This window comes from Martinezella miluonensis (genome assembly GCF_900094545.1).
Classification (GTDB): Bacteria; Pseudomonadota; Alphaproteobacteria; order Rhizobiales; family Rhizobiaceae; genus Rhizobium; species Rhizobium miluonense.
In genome coordinates this window covers 1-13,676 of sequence record NZ_FMAH01000017.1, presented here as the reverse complement: position 1 = coordinate 13,676, position 13,676 = coordinate 1, and the positions used below count along the sequence as shown (strand labels likewise).

General features: G+C 59.0%; 15 protein-coding genes, 1 tRNA gene and 1 pseudogene. 8 read left to right on the top strand and 9 right to left on the bottom strand.

From position 1 onward, the window contains the following. Positions 1-3: 3 nt before the first annotated feature. A pseudogene (locus tag GA0061102_RS32620) lies at positions 4-147 on the top strand (transposase); the annotation flags it as partial. Between the two features lie 88 nt (positions 148-235). Here GA0061102_RS32620 and GA0061102_RS15335 read toward each other — a convergent pair. Beyond that, complete coding sequence (locus GA0061102_RS15335) at positions 236-1,024, bottom strand: LytTR family DNA-binding domain-containing protein (RefSeq protein ID WP_092850074.1); 789 nt, start codon at positions 1,022-1,024, stop codon at positions 236-238. Positions 1,025-1,114: 90 nt separating this feature from the next. On the opposite strand from GA0061102_RS15335, the gene GA0061102_RS15330 reads away from it, so the two are divergent. Beyond that, positions 1,115-2,185, top strand: a complete 1,071-nt coding sequence (locus tag GA0061102_RS15330; protein ID WP_092850064.1) for an alpha/beta hydrolase family protein — start codon at positions 1,115-1,117, stop codon at positions 2,183-2,185. Positions 2,186-2,723: 538 nt separating this feature from the next. Here GA0061102_RS15330 and GA0061102_RS15325 read toward each other — a convergent pair. Then, the gene (locus GA0061102_RS15325) at positions 2,724-3,824 is read right to left on the bottom strand and encodes a DUF475 domain-containing protein (RefSeq protein ID WP_092850061.1); all 1,101 of its coding nucleotides are present in this window, start codon (positions 3,822-3,824) and stop codon (positions 2,724-2,726) included. Positions 3,825-4,224: 400 nt separating this feature from the next. On the opposite strand from GA0061102_RS15325, the gene GA0061102_RS15320 reads away from it, so the two are divergent. Next, positions 4,225-4,476 (top strand): hypothetical protein, encoded by a 252-nt coding sequence (locus GA0061102_RS15320; RefSeq protein WP_092850053.1) that lies wholly within the window; start codon positions 4,225-4,227, stop codon positions 4,474-4,476. A gap of 30 nt (positions 4,477-4,506) precedes the next feature. Here the strand turns inward: GA0061102_RS15320 and GA0061102_RS15315 are convergent, their stop codons facing one another. Together GA0061102_RS15315 and GA0061102_RS15310 are read right to left on the bottom strand one after the other, a co-directional pair. Continuing rightward, positions 4,507-4,974 (bottom strand): hypothetical protein, encoded by a 468-nt coding sequence (locus GA0061102_RS15315; RefSeq protein WP_092850046.1) that lies wholly within the window; start codon positions 4,972-4,974, stop codon positions 4,507-4,509. A 177-nt stretch (positions 4,975-5,151) separates the two neighbouring features. Next, entirely contained in the window at positions 5,152-5,394 is a 243-nt protein-coding gene (locus tag GA0061102_RS15310; RefSeq protein ID WP_092850041.1) for a hypothetical protein, read from the bottom strand. 213 nt (positions 5,395-5,607) lie between these two features. On the opposite strand from GA0061102_RS15310, the gene GA0061102_RS15305 reads away from it, so the two are divergent. Next, complete coding sequence (locus GA0061102_RS15305; RefSeq protein ID WP_092850031.1) at positions 5,608-5,916, top strand: hypothetical protein; 309 nt, start codon at positions 5,608-5,610, stop codon at positions 5,914-5,916. Positions 5,917-6,054: 138 nt separating this feature from the next. Here the strand turns inward: GA0061102_RS15305 and GA0061102_RS15300 are convergent. Both GA0061102_RS15300 and cpdR1 read right to left on the bottom strand, forming a co-directional pair. Further along, positions 6,055-6,129, bottom strand: a tRNA-Val gene (locus GA0061102_RS15300). Positions 6,130-6,213: 84 nt separating this feature from the next. Next, positions 6,214-6,576 (bottom strand): response regulator CpdR1, encoded by a 363-nt coding sequence (gene cpdR1 / locus GA0061102_RS15295; protein WP_004117561.1) that lies wholly within the window; start codon positions 6,574-6,576, stop codon positions 6,214-6,216. A 273-nt stretch (positions 6,577-6,849) separates the two neighbouring features. Here cpdR1 and GA0061102_RS15290 point away from each other — a divergent pair, with 273 nt between their 5' ends. Together GA0061102_RS15290 and hisN are read left to right on the top strand one after the other, a co-directional pair. Beyond that, the gene (locus GA0061102_RS15290) at positions 6,850-7,749 is read left to right on the top strand and encodes an N-formylglutamate amidohydrolase (RefSeq protein ID WP_245298025.1); all 900 of its coding nucleotides are present in this window, start codon (positions 6,850-6,852) and stop codon (positions 7,747-7,749) included. A 391-nt stretch (positions 7,750-8,140) separates the two neighbouring features. Further along, the gene (hisN, locus tag GA0061102_RS15285; protein ID WP_092850023.1) at positions 8,141-8,914 is read left to right on the top strand and encodes a histidinol-phosphatase; all 774 of its coding nucleotides are present in this window, start codon (positions 8,141-8,143) and stop codon (positions 8,912-8,914) included. Positions 8,915-9,066: 152 nt separating this feature from the next. Here the strand turns inward: hisN and GA0061102_RS15280 are convergent, their stop codons facing one another. The 3 genes from GA0061102_RS15280 to GA0061102_RS15270 form a co-directional block, all read right to left on the bottom strand. Further along, positions 9,067-10,041 carry an alpha/beta fold hydrolase gene (locus tag GA0061102_RS15280; RefSeq protein WP_092850014.1) on the bottom strand — a complete coding sequence of 325 codons (975 nt, stop codon included), beginning with the start codon at positions 10,039-10,041 and terminating at the stop codon, positions 9,067-9,069. Between the two features lie 126 nt (positions 10,042-10,167). Next, positions 10,168-11,235, bottom strand: a complete 1,068-nt coding sequence (locus GA0061102_RS15275) for a cyclic nucleotide-gated ion channel (protein WP_092850008.1) — start codon at positions 11,233-11,235, stop codon at positions 10,168-10,170. Between the two features lie 221 nt (positions 11,236-11,456). Next, complete coding sequence (locus GA0061102_RS15270; protein ID WP_092850004.1) at positions 11,457-11,936, bottom strand: Lrp/AsnC family transcriptional regulator; 480 nt, start codon at positions 11,934-11,936, stop codon at positions 11,457-11,459. A gap of 132 nt (positions 11,937-12,068) precedes the next feature. Here GA0061102_RS15270 and GA0061102_RS15265 point away from each other — a divergent pair, with 132 nt between their 5' ends. Beyond that, positions 12,069-12,485, top strand: a complete 417-nt coding sequence (locus GA0061102_RS15265; protein WP_092850000.1) for a DUF2000 domain-containing protein — start codon at positions 12,069-12,071, stop codon at positions 12,483-12,485. Positions 12,486-12,898: 413 nt separating this feature from the next. Then, entirely contained in the window at positions 12,899-13,363 is a 465-nt protein-coding gene (locus tag GA0061102_RS15260) for an Hsp20 family protein (protein ID WP_092849998.1), read from the top strand. The last annotated feature ends 313 nt before the right edge of the window (positions 13,364-13,676 follow it).

Sequence of the window (13,676 nt, the reverse complement as noted above, 5' to 3'; positions counted from 1 at the left end):
GTCATGAGCGATTTGTTTTGGCTGTCGCAGGCGCAGATGAAGCGCATCGAGCCGTGTTTTCCGTCGTCTCACGGCGTTCCGCGCGTTGACGACCATCGCGTCCTGAGCGGCATCGTCATCCGCAACGGCCTGCGCTGGCGCGACGCATCTGAAGGCGCATCGCACCGCTGCGAGTCTGCTCAAAAAAGGGCTCCTTCCCGCTGTCTCGGTCGGACGAAAGGCGGCCTGAACTCCATTAGCCCGTCCAGACCTCGTTCAGCAGCTTTCGGCCAGAACGGCTGACCGGCAGCACCGTGTCGTCATTGACGCGAACGCCGCGCCGGCAGGCTCGCATCGAGGCCTTTTCGGCGAGCTGGTGTGACACCCAATGCGAGCGATGGACACGCACGCCGCCATCCTCGCCAAGCGCCGCAATCGCGGCTGCGAGATTCATCAGGATCAAGGCCTCGCCGCGGTCGGTCCGTACCCTCACGTAATGGTCCTCGGCGCTCAGGGCGAGGATGGCGGCGTTGCGGATCCCGACCGGAAGCTTCGCGCGCAACGCCTGGTCGGTAGTCGGATGAAGCTGCTGCTGCGCCTCGCATGCGGTGCTTTGTGGGCGGGACTGCCGGAGCAAGGTCCAGCCGAGACTTGCGATCGCGAGATTGGACAGCAGCACCTGGATCGTCAGCTCGGAATAGGTAACATGGGCAAGCGCCCGAGGCGCCGACAAGCCCAAGGCTTCGAGAACGATCCAGCCGCCGACCGGAGCTGTGATGGCGCCAATTGCAAGCATCGCCCAAAATGGCAATGCGCCGCCGAACCAAAATCGCTGAACGATTTCGCAGAGCGCAAAGGCGATCGCGCAGATGGCAATGGCGACCCCGGCGAAATGCAACAGGCGGAGTGGAAGCGTCATGCTGACATAAGTGCCGAACGCACCCGTTACGGCAAGCGCCGTCGCGACGACGAGTGGGAGCAAGATGGCGGCGGGACGGCGCCACTGAAGGGGCGCAGCTGCCGAGAAGATGCCGGGAATGGTCACTGGCGAATAAACCCTACCGTTCGCGAAATCGGGCTCGACCTGCTCGGCTGCCCTTACGTAACAGGATAGCGGCTCACAAGAGGTGCATCAATGACAATTGCGATTTACAAGCGGCTCCGCTCGGCCGCCTTGCTGTTCTGCAGCACACCGATGGTGATGGGCCTGCTCTTCGGCGCAGCGAGCGCCGCCGAGGCAGGGTGGCGGCCCTACGAGGTCCCGCCCTCCGTCACCAACCCCGAGAAGATCCCGGCCGCTCTGTACTACCCGACGCAGGCGCCTATGCGCTCGATGGTGGTGGGGTCGTTCACGGTCAACGCAACCCCCATGGCCGCTCCGGAGGCAAAGACCAAAGGCCTCATCGTGATCAGCCACGGAACAGGTGGTTCGGAATTCGGGCAAAGCAGCTTGGCCGAGGCCCTCGCGCGGGACGGCTATTTGGTGGCGGCGCTGCGTCATCCGGGCGACAGTTACCAAGACAGCTCGCTGTGGCAAAAGCCGCCGGGCGCCTACTTCACGGAGCGGCCCCGGCAGGTCTCGCGCCTGATCGACGCGCTGCTTGCGGACCCCGAATGGAAGGACCGCATCGCGACGGATGCCAAAGGTCCGCGGATCGGCGCTGCCGGGCACTCGGCCGGCGGCTACACCGTGGTGGCCTTGGCGGGAGGGCAGGTCGATCTATCCCGGATCGGCGCGCATTGCGCGAAGGACACCGCGGAAGACCCGATCTCCTGCGGCATGGTCCGCGACATGCGCCAAATGCAGGCGCCACTTGTGCTCGAGTCGACCGCCGATCCGCGTGTCCGCGCGATCGTCGCCATGGCGCCCGTCGGCGTCATGTTCACGGAGCAATCCCTGAAGGCCATCACCGTGCCGAGCCTGATCTACGCCGCGGAAAAGGACCGCTGGTTACCGCCACGCTTTCACGCCGCATGGATCGGGCAGAACCTTCCCGGAGCGGGCTATCGCGTCATCGCCAATGCCGGGCACTTCGCCTTCATGAACCCCGCCAGCGCTCCGATTCCGACATTGGATGGCGACATCAGCGCCGACCCGCCCGGCTTCGATCGCACGGAATTTCTGAAGCAACTCGGCGAAGAAATCCCGGCATTCTTCGATCGAGCGCTCGCACCGAATGCGATCAATAGTAGAGTATCGCCATAATTCTCTTGTCTAGAGCGGTTCAGTTTTTCACGGAATCTGAGAGCCGCTCTAACTTATTGTTTTTACGCAATTCCGGACGGAAAACCGCTGCGCACTTTTCCTGGAATTGCTCTAGGCTCAGGACCTATTAAGTTTCTTGCATGATGCGGGCGAGATTGCTTCCATGACGGCGAACAGGAGCTGTCATGTTGCTCACCGAAGGCCCGATGAGCGATCGCAAGGGTGCCGCACTCATGCTGGATGCGCGTCCGGCCGCGAAAACGCTGATTGGGGACCGTGGCTACGACAGCTATCGCTAAAATCGAAAACATGTTCGGCCGCATCAAAGACTGGCGACGGATCGCCACCCGCTACGATCGATGCGCCCACGCTTTCTTCTCATCCGTCTGCATCGGTGCAACCGTCTCCATCTATCTCAGACAATGAGTCCTGACCCCAGCACTATGCGCAATCAAAACCGCGGAGCCGTCGAAAGCGGCTTCCGTCATGGAAGGCGCCGCCGCCCGTCTTTCGGCGGCGGCGATTGCAGCGTGATTGCTCAGGCTTCCGCCCGATCTCTCTCTTCGTCGTGCACCGGCGCGTGGTTGAGGCCGTTGCGCTTGTTGTAACGGATCGACGACCAGAGCGAGATGCCGATCAGGGCCGCGCCGCCAAGGCCGGTGACGACTTCGGGGATGTGCGTCAGCGTCTGCACATACATGATCACCGAGAGGATCAATATCGCATAAAAGGCACCGTGTTCGAGGTAGCGGTAATGGGCCAGCGTGCCTTTTTCCACCAGCATGATCGTCATCGAGCGGACATACATGGCGCCAATGCCGAGGCCGATGGCGATGATGAACAGGTTCTGGGTGAGGGCGAAGGCGCCGATGACGCCATCGAAGGAGAAGCTGGCATCGAGGATTTCAAGATAGAGAAAAGCGCCGAAGCCGCCCTTTGCCGCCGCACTCATCGTCCTTTGAGACGCATCCAGAAAGCCCGCCAGGACTTCCACTAGGAGAAAGGTCAGGAGGCCATAGATCGAAGCGTGAAGGAAGGTCGTGGCATCATCACCGTAAAGCACCGAGGTGAAGATGAGAACGAGAATCAGCACGAAGGCGATTTCGATGCCCTTGACGGTGGCGAAATGCGCCATCCGCTTCTCTATGAAGCCGATCCAGTGAACATCCTTCTCATAGTTGAAGAAATAGGTCAGGCCCACCATCATCAGGAAGGTGCCGCCGAAGGCGGCGATGGGCAGATGTGCGGCCTGCATGATCTCGGCATATTGCTCGGGCTTGGTCGCGGCGAGCTTCAGCGCCTCCCAGGGGTCGATCCAGGCAGCGATGGCGACGATTGCCAGCGGAAAGACGATGCGCATGCCGAAGACGGCAATAATGATCCCCCAGGTCAGGAAGCGATGTTGCCAGACCGGAGTCATTTCCTTCAGCTTGTTGGCGTTGACGATGGCATTGTCGAAGGAAAGCGAAATCTCCAGCACGGCCAGGACCGCGCAGATGAAGAAAGCCGTGGCGAGGCCGCCGAGCGTGCCGGTCGTGTTCCAGCCTAAAAAGGCACCAAGAGCCAGGCCACCCACGGTGACGGCAAAGGCCCAGCCGAAATAGCTGAGTACAGATTTGGAAGCGGTGGGCGACGTCATGGACGCACCCCGCCGAGAAGGGTGGTGAAGCCCGTTAAAGCGCGCAGCCACATGCCGAAGACGGCATGCGGATGAGGCATGGTCAAGCTATTCATGGAAAGAAGTCCGCCGGCTCATCTGCAGGCGGTACCGACATCGCGAGAGCGCCGTAAAAACTCTCGCCAGAGGGGCCCGGCACCAAAGTTCAATCCGCCACCGATGTCAGGAGGGCCGCGGAGATGCTTATAAGTTAGTGAAGTCGCGACGCACGTCAAGTGTCTAGGGTTGAAATCCCCCTCGATGGCTCTGCTTTCAAGATTGAGAATTTGAGGAACCAAACGGGAAAGGTGGCGTTTGCCCATCAGGCTTGTTTGTACCGTCCTTCTTACCCTGACGACAGTGACCGATAGGAGAAGCTTCCATGAGCCCCAATCCCATTCATCGTAAAGCGCAGGAGCCGAAGCCGGAGCTGACTGAACGGCAGAAGAAAGCGCGATCCAATACGCTTCGCCAGGCGCAGGTCTTGCCACCGCATCATGTCGATCTGACCTTGCATCCCGTGACGCATGAAGATGTCCATGTTCCCGCCCATATCAATGGCGCCGACCTGTCGCGCGAGGCGCCGGCCGATGCCAATCATGGCAAGAAGCGGAAACCCGGCTCGCGGCACTAGTCCAGCCACAGGCCATTCGATAAGTGATGGCTACTTGTGTCTGGGCGTCTTGCCGTCGGATGTGAAGCTGCCGTTGAAACTCATTTTGGGCGATTTGGCCGAGCATTCGATGGTGACCGGCTTGCCGGCATAGGGGTTTGCGAAGGTGCAAGTGCCCTTTGCTTCGACGCCAGACATCTTGTTGCCGGCGCCGGTCGAAATAACGTCGATCGGCAACTGTGCCGTGCCCTTCTGGCTGCCTGGTTTGATGCCTCTGCCGTCGCCCTGGAAGCCGAGCATTTTACCGCCGGACGTGAAAATGAAGGTCACTGAGCCATCTGGCCCCGTCACGCTGGCGAGTTCGCCCGTGCAGCCCTTGGAGGCATCAAGTTTGCCGACCACGAGTTTTGAACATTTTCCGCTGACGACGGTCACGCCCTGCGACGGGAAGTTTTCCACTGCGCCGGCCGACGTTGCGGCCAATATCGTCAATCCAAAAGCAATGCCTGCGAATCGCATAAGAGGGGCTCCTTTCAAGCCGGTGCAGATTCGCCGATCAAAATGTGGCAGTCAACCCGAAGCAGAAGCCAAGCCCGAAGCGCATCGCGATCTTTCAGATTTGCTTCTTGCGCTTCAGGATGCTGACGTTACGCCAGCCGTTGTTTCAGAACGGCTGCGCGCCTCTGCGCTACAGCCTCAGTGCGGCGCCGCTTCCGGGACGAGCGAGCCGATCAGCTGCAGCAGGGCATTCTGACGATTGCCGCCGCCGGCCAGGAATTCGTAGAGGGTCATGGCTTTCTCGCTGCCGCCGTCGACGACAAAATCCGCCTGGCGAATGACGAAGACCTCGCCGCTTTCGGTGTCGCGGGCGAGGTGGAACATATATTCGTCACCATTGGGCTTGTGGTTCTTGTAGAACTGCCGCTTCATCACCGTCATCTCATCCTCCCGTATGATCGATGCGCTGATATGACAGTAGGATGACGGTCCGGCCGGAAGTCAAGCGGCTTGTGGCGGGAACTTGTGTCGCAGGCTGCGTGCAAACCGCAATCACAGCCGACTCAACCATGTGATTGGCTATCTTTCAAAAGGCGATTATTCTCGACTTGCGCTCGAATTTTTCGAGACGCGGCAAGTTGGAGATCGAAGCACATGAGAATGATGTTAGCGCTGGGAGCGATTTTGAGCCTGGCATGCGTCTCCGCAGGCGAGGCGCCTTCGAACTATCAGATCCACCAAGGCATTCGTGCCGATAGCGATCCGGTGGTGATGGCAAGATACGACAGGGCACTCAATTATTGCGAGCCCGAGGCCTATTCCTGGCGACGTGGGTCGTCCGACCCGAACAGTACGCTTTACTGGCTGGCTCTGCGAGCCTGCCTCTACCGCCAAGGTTTTATCGACCGTGGCGCCTATGCCTATCCGACGACGGCAGTGTTCCGGAATTTCCTGGATCGCTGAGCGCCCGCAATTCTTCTCAGGCCGTTGGGCTGTTCTTCGGCTGGATCCGCTTTGACGACGTTCGGGCCCTGCCGATCGATATGAAACTAAAAAGGCCTTTCGATTTCTCGAAAGGCCTTGCTTTTCAGCGAATTAGGATGGTGGGCGTGACAGGGATTGAACCTGTGACCCCTACGATGTCAACGTAGTGCTCTCCCGCTGAGCTACACGCCCATCCGATGGCGGCGCATAGATCACAAAACCTTGGTTGCCGTCAATAGGCTTTTTTTCGGTTTTGTGACGTGGCCGCCAAAAGCCTTACGCGGCAAGGAGTTTGTTGACTTCGTCAACGAGTTCTCGAAGGTGGAAAGGCTTGGAAAGGACCTTCGCATCCTTCGGCGCCTTCGAATCAGGGTTCAATGCGACGGCGGCAAAACCGGTGATGAACATCACCTTCAGGTCGGGATCGAGTTCGGTGGCGCGGCGCGCCAGCTCGATGCCGTCCATTTCCGGCATGACGATATCAGTCAAAAGCAGCGAGAACGGTTCTTCGCGCAGCCGGTCGTAAGCGCTGGCTCCATTGTCAAAGGACAAGACCTTGTAGCCGGCTTTTTCGAGCGCCTTCACAAGGAAGCGACGCATGTCGTTGTCATCTTCGGCAAGAAGTATCTTCTGGGTCATCATCTCTATCGCTAATCAATCTTGTCTGGTTGGGCACGTCGAGGGTTTAGGTTAACGCTCCGCCGTAAACAAGCCGTGAATGGTGGGGCATAACGCGCCAATTTGGCATTTGTTCGAGGCACGAGCGAATTCCGCGAAAACCTCTTAAGTTTCCGCTGATCGCGCATTCGGAGAATTCGACTACGGCGCTTTGGATTAAGGCCATTTCGTTCAAGTTACTATGGACTTGCTGTCATGCAGCTGGCAACATGACTATTGCGACAAGTTGTTGACATGGTAAAGACGTTGATGTCCGCGGAAATGCGTAGTTTCGAGATTTTCGAGGTATTGGAGCCCGGCTCCCAGACGATACCGTTTGTCTACAGTTCGCCGCATAGCGGGCGCATTTACCCCCCCGATTTCATCGCTCAATCCCGCCTGCAGGGCATCGCCATCCGCCGCTCGGAAGATCATTACGTCGAAGAGCTTTTTTCGGCGGCAAGTTCCCTTGGTGCGCCGCTGCTGTTTGCCAATTTTCCGCGCGCCTATATCGACGTGAATCGCGAGCCCTATGAGCTCGATCCGCGCATGTTCGACGGCGCGTTGCCATCCTATGCCAATATCAATTCGCTAAGGGTCGCCGGCGGCCTCGGGACCATCCCGCGAATCGTCGCAGAAAATATGGAGATCTATGCGCGCCGCGTCCCGGTCGAGGATGCCCTGAGGCGGATCGACACGATATACAAGCCCTATCACGCCACCCTCCGGCGGCTGATTGCGCGCACCCATGTAAAATTCGGTTTCGGCGTTCTTGTGGATTGCCATTCCATGCCCGGCAATATTCGCATCGCCGGCAGCAATATGCGTCCGGATTTCATTCTCGGTGATCGCTACGGCACCAGCGCCTCGGCGGAGCTATCCCGCGCCGCCATGCAGATCCTTGAGGAACTCGGTTTCAACGCCGTGCGCAACAAGCCCTATGCAGGGGGCTTCATCACCGAGCATTACGGCCGTCCTTCTCGCGGGCTTCACGCCCTGCAGATCGAGGTCAATCGCGCTCTCTATGTCGATGAGACGACGCTGGAGAAGCGCCCGGATTTCGACCAGGTCGCATCCGCCATCACGCTTTTCATGAAGCGCATTGCCGAGCATGTGGAATCCTACACCGGCGACCCGGCGTTGGCTGCGGAATAGAAACGCCCCTATTTGCTTCTGATCTTCCGGTGCGTGTTTCGCCGGGCAAGCAATCCAATCGATATCAGGGAGGCGGCTGGCCGGCGGTGTCGGTCCTTGCGGCTTGGCGCCTGGTTTCTCGGGATATCCCGACAAAAAGAACCGCGCTCGTGGCGCGGTTAAGTCTAGGGAGGAAACACCCAGGAAGGGCATTTACAGTCAGAAGACTGTAGCTGGATGATGATGCTGCAATGCACAAATGTCAAGCAATATTTTGCAGTGCAAAATATTTAGGCAGATTGGAAAATTCTGCCCGATCGGCAGGCATTCCGCCTATGGCGTCATCATCCGGTTTGCTTCATGATCCATATGCGCTATGACTTCGCCATCCCGTCACTTACCCGGATTGACCATGCTTCCCGATCGCTCGTTCTTCTACCGCCTGGCCGAAGCGGCCAAGGCCGAAACCCTGCCGCGCTTCCGAGCCGGCATCGATGTGGTCAACAAGGAAGCCAAGGGCTTCGATCCGGTGACGGAAGGAGATCGCGCCGCCGAAGTGGCGATTCGGTCCCTGATCGAGGCCGAGTTTCCCGATCACGGCATTCTGGGTGAAGAACATGGCAGCGTCGGTCTCGATCGCGAGCATGTCTGGGTGATCGATCCGATTGACGGCACGCGCGCCTTCATTTCCGGTGTCCCGGTATGGGGAACGCTGATCGGCCTGCAGAAGAACGGCCGTGCTATCATGGGCATGATCGACCAGCCCTTTACCGGCGAGCGTTATTTCGCCGATGGCAATGGTTCCACCTATTCGGGCCCGGATGGGGAAAGACGGTTGCAGGTCCGCGATTGCGGCAGCCTGTCAAACGCCATTCTCTTTACAACGTCGCCCCATCTCTTCGTCGGCGAAGAACTTGCCAGATATCGCGAAATCGAGAGCCAGGTTCGGCTCTTTCGCTATGGCACGGATTGCTATGCCTATGCGCTGCTTGCGGCCGGTCATGTCGATCTCGTTGTCGAGAATTCGCTGAAACCCTATGATGTCGGCGGTATCATCCCGGTTATCGAACAGGCCGGCGGCATCATCACCACTTGGGATGGCGGCCGTCCGGAGATGGGCGGATCGATCATCGCAGCAGGCAGCCGTGCTGTTTATGAGCAAGCTCGCGCCATCCTGTCTCGCTAGAGCGGTTCAGTTTTTCACGGAATCTGAGAGCCGCTCTAACTTATTGTTTTTACGCAATTCCGGACGGAAAACCGCTGCGCGCTTTTCCTGGAATTACTCTAAGGCCTGAGGCTGCCGACAGTTTGCCAAGCGATCCGTGAAAAACGGATCGCTTAAGCCCCGGCTTCCACTTCGTAAGCATTCGCCACCGCATCGCTGCCGGGAATGAAGGCGTGGATGGCGGCGAGGGCCTGGTTGCGATAGATATCCCGCTCCTGCAGGATTTCATGCTTGGCGCCGTGAATGGGCACGAGTTGCGCGGCCCGGAAATAACGCGCCAGCCGCTCCTGATCGATATAGGGCACGACGCCGTCTCGCGTCGGCGCAATCAGAATGGTCGGAATGGGGATTGAGAACAGGTGTTCGGGCCTGTTGACGCGCTCGATTGTCCGGAATGCCTGCGACAGCCAGCGTGCCGTCGGTGGTCCCAGGCAGAGTTGCGGATGGGTCGTGCCAATGCCGATGTTGCGCCGGTAGCGTTGCTCGTCCGTCGTCAGCGGGTTCTCGGCGAATGGCCTCTCCTTGAATTTCTTGCTGAACTGCATCCGGCCAAGCCCGACATTGCTGACCGCACTGGAGAGAAAGCGGATGAGGTTGGGGGAGGCGCCGTGACCCATCAGGCCGATAAAGGGCGCCGACAGCACCATGCGTTCAATGCGGCTCCCGAGTCGCGGTGCGGCGGACATGGCAATCAAAGCGCCGGTCGAATGCGCAAGGAGAAAGAACGGCAGGCGCGTGTCCGGCAGGACGATCTTGTCGAGGAAAGCCGTCAGGTCGCGTTCGTAATCCGAAAACCGGCGGACATGGCCGCGCAACGGATCCTTCAACAGCCGCTCCGATCCGCCTTGGCCGCGAAGATCGAAGGTCGCGACCCAAAGACCTTTGGCCGTGAGGTCGCGGATCGTCTCGAAATATTTCTCCATGAACTCGTTGCGGCCCTGCAGAAGCACGACGGTTCCCTTGGCAACCGGCTGCTCGCAACGGAAGATGGCGTAGCGCAACTTGCGCCCGTCGAAGCTCTCGAAGAACCCCTCGGTGCGGTTCTCCGGCACCGGATTGTCTGCTGTGGAGTAGAGGATCGAATCCATGACGGTGTCGTGCCTCGCTGACGGAATGGTCCTTCTCAAGGGGATAGCGCAGCTTGGGGGAATTGCAAATGGTTTGTTGGCGGTCCCTGCGGCACGCATACCCTGTGCCGATATTCTCCGTCTGCATCAGGTCTTCGGTGTCGCACCGCGTCGTTCGAGTGCGGTTTGGCGGATGATGTCGGCAATCTCCGGGCTGCTACTCGACAGCATCTGGAAATCCGAGGAATAGAGCGATAGCAGCGAGACCTCAGTTGCGGCGCTGACGGTCGCCGAGCGAGGTTCGCCGCTGATCAGTGCCATTTCGCCGAAGAAGCTGCCGGTGCCAAGTTCCACAGGGTTCGGTGTGGCGACGCTGACGCGGCCCTCGACGATGAAGAACATCTGGTCGCCGGTCTCGCCCTTGCGGCAGATTATGCCGCCCGCCGGCACGACACGGGGTCTCAACGCTCGCACGATCTCGATGAGTGCGGCCGAACCAAGCTTCTGGAACAGCGGCACCGCCGCAACCAGCTGCCAATTGCGCACGAAATCCTGGCGACGAACTTCTTCGTAGAAGCCGGTGGCGAGGATACCGGCCCACAGCGCAAAGATGCCGATTCCGCTCATCATGACCAGCCCGGCAAGGACGCGACCGGCGAAACTTTGCGGAATCTCGTCGCCGTAGCCGGTGGTCGACAGCGTCACTACCGCCCACCACATCGCCAGCGGAATGCTGCCGAACTTGTCAGGCTGGACGTCGCGCTCGATGATATAGGCTGCGAGCGCTGCGCCGAACAGAACAATGCCGAAAATGGAAGTGACGCCGATCAGGTTGCGCGCTTCCTTGGTCAGAACCCTGCCCAGCAGCCTGAAGAAGGTTGAGCCGCGCAGCGGCTTCAGCAGCCAGATGGCACAATAGAGGCTTTGATCGCGCCCGCGTATGAAAAAGAATGCGGCCATGGGAATCAAAACGGCAAGGACGTCGACGGCGATTTCCAGTGCATGGCCGCGAACGCCTCTCGTCCGCTGCATGATCAGCGTCTCGATCAATTGCAGAACGTAAGCAGCCCAAATGCTGACGAGCAGGACTTCCAGGATGAGCCTGGTCTGTCCGGTTATGTACGGCGTCGTCAGTGCAGCCACTGTCAACAGGCCGATTGCAGCGAGCAGCGCGTTCAGCGATGCGGAAATCTTCGAGAAACGGAAGGCCGACATTCAATACCCCGGGTGGGCTGCCACTATTCGTAGAATAGGATGGCTTCGATCCAAACGTAAAGGGCTGTCGGGACATGCACCGCAGCCAGGTTTCGCTCGTAAAGGGAGCAATTTACGGTAGACTTTGCAATCGGATGGAGGAATTGCAATAGGTTTGTCGCTTTGTCGGCATGACGAGCGACCACCTTCGTGCGGCATCCGGCATTCCACGCCTTCTGTTACTATCGCCGGCCAACATCCAGCGGAAAGCCCTTGAAGGGCTTGATTTCCTTGAGCACGAAAGTCGTCTGCATCTCCTTGATGCGCGGCAAGCGGCGAACAACTGCCATGGCGAAATCCGCATAGCTATCGAGGTCCGCGGCAACGACCTGCAGCAGGAAATCCGCATCCCCGGCAATGCTGTAGCATGCCACGACTTCGCTCAGCTTCAGGACGTCGCGCGAAAATTCTTCGGCTTCGGCCTCGCTATGGCTGTCGATCTTCACCCTGATGAAAGCAAGCACGCCGAGGCCGATCTGGCGCCTGTCGAGGGTCGCCGTATAGCCCTGAATGACTCCGGTTTCTTCCAGTTGGCGCACGCGTCGCCAGCATGGAGAGGTCGAGAGCCCGACTTCGGACGAAAGCGCTTGGTTTGTCAGGCGTCCGTCTTTCTGGAGCGCTCCGAGGATTCGCAGGTCCATCGGTTCAAGTGGAAAGGGCATATGTGGCCTCGATATGGGTCAATATGGGTAGATTCTACCATATATAGTCAAATCCTGGCAATAAAAGGTAGGATTCTCCGTAGTGTTGGGGATATTCTTCTTGAGAACATCGACACCAAAAACAGGGTTCCCATGCTTCCTGATATCCGTCTCGCCATCGTCATCAATCCGGATCTGCCGCTTGGGCTGATCGCCAATACCGCCGGCGCCATCGCGATCGGGTTAGGCGCGCGATTTCCCGCGCTCGCAGCGCGGCAACTGACAGATAGGGAGGTTCGGGCCATCGACATCAGTTCGAACATGCCGGTTCCGATGCTGCAGGCGGATGCCGATACCATCCGGTCGCTGCTGCTGAAGGCATTGCCGCAACAGGGCGAACGGGCCGTCGTCGCGTTTCCGGCTTTCGCACGCTCGCTGCACGACTACAGGGAGTACGAGGCAACGTTTCCCGATCGCGACCTCGCGGCGGAAGTGATCGACGGTCTGGGAATAGCGGGTCCATCGAAATGGGTGAAGTCGCTGACGGGCTCGCTGAAGCTGTTGCGGTAGTTGTCCGCTTTGACGCAATTCCGGACGGAAAGCCGCGTTGCACTCTTCCTGGAACTGCTTGGGCGGCTGGAAAGAAAAAGGCCGGCTCGCGGGATAGAGAGATCCGCTTCGCCGGCCGAGCAAGACTGAAGAAGAAGGGACGATACACTTCAGTCATCGGACGATGGTGTTCCGATGATTTATTGGTAGGCTTGCCAGCCTGAACCGGTTCCGAACCGCCCGTTCATCTGCGGTTCACGCAGTGCTTTTCCGCAAAATGCGAGCGGTGGCACAGGGGGCTTGAACTCCCGAAAAACGATCCCCATCTCCTCTCTGCGGGTGCCAAACGGGCTCGCGGAACCGTCCCGAGGCCGCCAGGAGTGGGGTCATGGGACAAAAATAGAAATCGCAATTGTCGCTCACAGGAGGACTCCATGCGTCACGTAGACTTCTCTCCCCTTTACCGGTCCACCGTCGGTTTCGACCGTCTCTTCACCATGCTCGACAGTCTTGCGCAGCCGGATCAGGCTCAGACCTATCCGCCCTACAACATCGAGCGCACCGGTGAGAATACCTATCGCATCACCATGGCCGTTGCCGGTTTCGATGAAAAGGAACTGAGCATCGAGGCCCATGCCCATGTCCTGCAGGTCAAGGGCGAAAAGAGCGAAGAGCCGGCTGAAGTCAGCGAATATCTTTATCGCGGCATCGCCAAGCGCGCCTTCGAGCGCCGCTTCCAGCTCGCCGATCATGTCGAGGTCCAGGCGGCTTCGCTGAAAAATGGTTTGCTGCACATCGATCTGTTGCGCAACATTCCGGAAGCCATGAAGCCCCGTCGTATCTCCATCGCGGCTGAGCAGGTGGAAACCCCGAAGGCCATCGAGGCTCATATCAACTAAGACTGGCTGACGGTCTTCGACCGTCATGCCCGGGCTGGCGGACTTAAGCCGCCATGTCCTTGATCCTCCCAAGATCAAAAAGAAGCGGCGCCCAATCGGGCGCCGCTCAGACCGCTGACAAACCCCGTCATTTTTTGGCGGGGTTTTATTTTGTGTTGAGTTTCGAGGTTGACTGGATGTTTTGAACGGGCCGTTCAGATTCCCTCTGCTTATGCGGGGCTCGGTTGGCTGGCCTTGGTGAGGGCCATTGCGATCTTCTTGATGTTCTGGGCGGCTGCGGCCATCAGGCACTGGCATTGGACCCGGATGAGAC